Origin of the sequence: Devosia sp. (assembly GCF_034675085.1) — a bacterium.
GTDB lineage: Bacteria > Pseudomonadota > Alphaproteobacteria > Rhizobiales > Devosiaceae > Devosia.
This window is the reverse complement of the sequence record NZ_JAUCDN010000348.1, coordinates 1-3,353: the sequence shown is the minus strand read 5'-3', so window position 1 is coordinate 3,353 and position 3,353 is coordinate 1. Positions and strand designations below refer to the sequence as shown.

The following is a 3,353-nucleotide window of genomic DNA, read 5'->3' as shown; positions in this document are numbered from 1 at the left end:
TGTCGATCAGGCCCCCCGAATGGCCCTGCGCGTTGCGCGCGTCCATGGCCGCCCTGGCGCCAGGCACGGCCATGCCGCAGGCGATGATGGTCACGTCCTTGCCGATGCCGTGCACCTTGGCCTTGCCGATCTTGAACGGCTCGGAGGTGTCATAGATCACCGGATCATGGCCGCGATGGGTGCGGAAATAGATCGGCTGGCTATAGGTGGCCGATTCACGCAGCAATTGCGCGTATTGGGCGCCGTCCGAAGGCGAGATCACCGTGAGGTCGGCAATGGCCCTCATGGTGGAGATATCCTCTGTGGCGTGGTGCGAAGTGCCGTAAAAGCCCATGGAAATGCCCGTGTGGTGGCCGATGAGCCGCACCGGCTGGGCGCAATAGGCCACGTCCATGCGGATCTGCTCGCAGGCCAGCAGCCCGATGAAGGAAGCGAAGGTCGCCACATAGGGAATGAGGCCGGTGGTGGCCATGCCAGCGGCGGCGGAGACCATATTCTGCTCGGAAATGCCGAACTGCACGAACCGCTCGGGATAGCGCTCGGCGAAGCCGACCAGGCCATTGGAATGCTGAAGATCAGCGGTGCCGGCGGCGATCGGATGGCCAGCCTCGACCAGCTCGATCAGCGTATCGGAAAGCACCGAGAGGGTGGGCGCATTCTTGTTGAGGTCGCGATATTGCCAGGACTTGGGATTGACCGGCGCGTTCATGACTGGGCTCCGTTTGCGAGAATTGTCTGACGGGCGGCTTCCTCATCTTCGGGCGCGAGCCAGCCGAGATGCCAGCCGGGCTCGGTCTCCATATAGTCGATGCCCTTGCCCTTGAGGGTTTTGGCGATGATGCAGCAGGGGCGCGTGCGCGCCTTGTCCGCCTTGACCTCACGCAGCTTCTGGGTCAGCGCGACGATGTCGTGGCCGTCGACCACATGGACCTCCCAGCCGAAGGCGCGCCATTTCTCGTCCAGCGGCTCGATGGCGATGACGTCATCGACCTTGCCGTCGAGCTGGTAGCCATTGCGGTCGATGATGGCGATGACATTGGAAAGACCATGGCTGGAGGCGTTAAGCGCCGCTTCCCAGACCTGTCCTTCCTGCATCTCGCCGTCTCCCAGCAGCACGAAGACGTTGAAATCCTGGCCCTGGATACGCGCGCCATGGGCCATGCCGACGCCGTTGGAGAGGGCGTGGCCGATGGAACCGGAGCTGAAATCGACCCCGGGCACCTTGCGCATGTCGGGATGGTCGCCCAGGGGACTGCCCAGGCGGGTATAGTCGTCCAGCCATGCCGTGGGGAAGAAATCGAGGTCGGCAAGGATCGGGAACAGCCCCACCGCCGCATGGCCCTTGCCCATCAGGAAGCGGTCGCGATCGGGCCAGTTGGGCTCGCCGCGCCGGATATCCATGACATCGTAATAGAGCGAGGAGAAGATTTCGGCGCAGGAGAAAACCGACGAATAGTGCCCCACCTTGGCGATGCTGATCAGGCGTATGGTCTCCAGGCGCACGAATTGAGCCCGCTCTTCAAGCCGCGCTATCTGCTCGGGTCCTAGTTCGGTATTTTTCATAACATCACTCGCATCCGGCATTTGACGGCCCCTGCACGCGGGCAGCGGGCCTTCCGCAGAGGCACCCTGCCCTGCACCACCCATCGAGTAACAAGATCGGTTTCAGCGGTCAAGTATGATGCATCATATATGATCTAAGAAGGAGACCGACCGACGAATTGCCGTTAACCGCTCTCGTTTAGGAATTATGGAGGCCCGGCTTCTATCCTCGCGCGGCAATTGTCCTGGCGAGAACTCAGATGCGGGCCGCACAAGCACACAAGACCACCCTGTCACCCGGTGACGCCGATATGGCGCTGCCGCTGGTGCTCGACGTCGACAACGCGCTGCTGCGCACCGACCTGCTGCATGAATGCGCCGTCGCTTTCGTCAAGGCCAATCCGTTTCGCGTCTTCCTGCTGGTGTGGTGGCTGTTGCAGGGCAAGGCACAGCTAAAGCGCAAGCTGGCCCAGCTTGTGCATCTCGACTTCGCTTCCCTGCCGGTCAACAAGGACCTCGAGGACTATGCCGCCGGCCAGCACGCCTCGGGGCGCCTTGTCTGCCTCGCGACAGCAGCCGATGAATTGCTGGCGATCCGGCTGTCCCCGCGTTTCGCCTTCGTGGATTTCGTCCTTGCCAGTGACGGACAGCGCAACCTCAAGGGCCAAGCCAAGGCGGAAGCGGTGGAGGCGCGTTTTCCGCAGGGCTTCGCCTATGCCGCCGACAGCCGCTCGGACCTGCATATCTGGCGAAAGGCCCAGGCCATCATCCTGGTCAATGCCAGCGCCGCGACGAGCCGCGCGGCACGGGCGCTGGGCAAACCGGTAGAGGCCGTATTCACCCCGCCGCCGCTGGGGCTGCGCGGCTGGCTCAAGGCCCTGCGGGTGCACCAATGGGCCAAGAACGTGCTGATCTTCATCCCGCTGGTGTTGAGCGGCCTGTTCACCGACATCGAGGCCTGGCGGGCGGCCATACTCGCCTTCGTGGCGCTCAGCCTGATGGCGTCGGCCACCTATCTGGTCAACGATATCTGGGATATCGAGGACGACCGCCGCCACTGGAGCAAGCGCAACCGGCCCCTGGCCAGTGGGCGCATGAGCCTCAAGCAGGCGGCCCTGATGGCGCCGGCCGCGCTCGCAGTCAGCTTTATTATCGGCGCCATGATGGGTCCGGCGGTCTTTACGGTGCTGCTGGCCTATGCCGTGCTGACGCTGGGATATTCCTTTTCCTTCAAGCGCAAGCCCGTTCTCGACACATTCATCCTGGCCACGCTGTTCACCCTGCGACTGGTGCTGGGCATCGCCGCGGTCGGGGTAACCACCTCGCCATGGCTGCTGGTGTTTTCAATGTTCCTGTTCACCTCGCTTTCCTTCGCCAAGCGCCTGACCGAAGTCTTGCGGTTTGCCGAAAAGAGCCCCGATATCGGCGAGAAAATCTCGGGACGCGGCTATTTCGTCATGGACACCCCATTCATCCTGAGCATGGGCGTGTCGAGCGGCATGGCGTCCATCCTCATCATGGTGCTGTATCTGACGCAGGACGCCTTTCTCGTCGATTTCTACTCCAATGCGGTCTGGCTGTGGGGCATTCCGCCCATGCTGTTCCTGTGGCTCTCGCGCATCTGGATGATCGCGCAGCGGGGCGAGCTGATGGACGATCCGGTGGTCTTTGCCACGCGCGACCCCAAGAGCCTGATGCTCTGCGCGGCGGTGGGAGCGGCTTTCGTCATGGCCTGGCGGGGGCTGCCGTTTTGATCCATCGCCTGCCGCAAGTCGTTCGCTTCCTGCTGCTGGGCGGGCTGGCCGCGGCCA

Annotated in this window: 3 protein-coding genes; 1 reads left to right on the top strand and 2 read right to left on the bottom strand. The window is 63.0% G+C overall.

Translation table 11 applies throughout. From position 1 onward, the window contains the following. Both VDP82_RS16045 and VDP82_RS16040 read right to left on the bottom strand, forming a co-directional pair. Window positions 1-709, bottom strand: a 709-nt coding sequence (locus VDP82_RS16045) for a transketolase (RefSeq protein WP_323015834.1), incomplete at its 3' end; no start/stop codon positions are given. Continuing rightward, the gene (locus tag VDP82_RS16040) at window positions 706-1,563 is read right to left on the bottom strand and encodes a transketolase (protein ID WP_323015833.1); all 858 of its coding nucleotides are present in this window, start codon (window positions 1,561-1,563) and stop codon (window positions 706-708) included. The genes VDP82_RS16045 and VDP82_RS16040, both read right to left, overlap by 4 nt. Window positions 1,564-1,802: 239 nt before the next feature. Between VDP82_RS16040 and VDP82_RS16035 the strand changes: the two genes are divergently transcribed. Beyond that, window positions 1,803-3,296 carry a UbiA family prenyltransferase gene (locus VDP82_RS16035; RefSeq protein ID WP_323015832.1) on the top strand — a complete coding sequence of 498 codons (1,494 nt, stop codon included), beginning with the start codon at window positions 1,803-1,805 and terminating at the stop codon, window positions 3,294-3,296. Window positions 3,297-3,353 lie beyond the last annotated feature (57 nt).

Bases quoted from the DNA above. Each gene is read 5' to 3' on its own strand.
- VDP82_RS16035 (WP_323015832.1), top strand. From the start codon at position 1,803: ATGCGGGCCGCACAAGCACACAAGACCACCCTGTCACCCGGTGACGCC.
- VDP82_RS16040 (WP_323015833.1), bottom strand. From the start codon at position 1,563: ATGAAAAATACCGAACTAGGACCCGAGCAGATAGCGCGGCTTGAAGAG.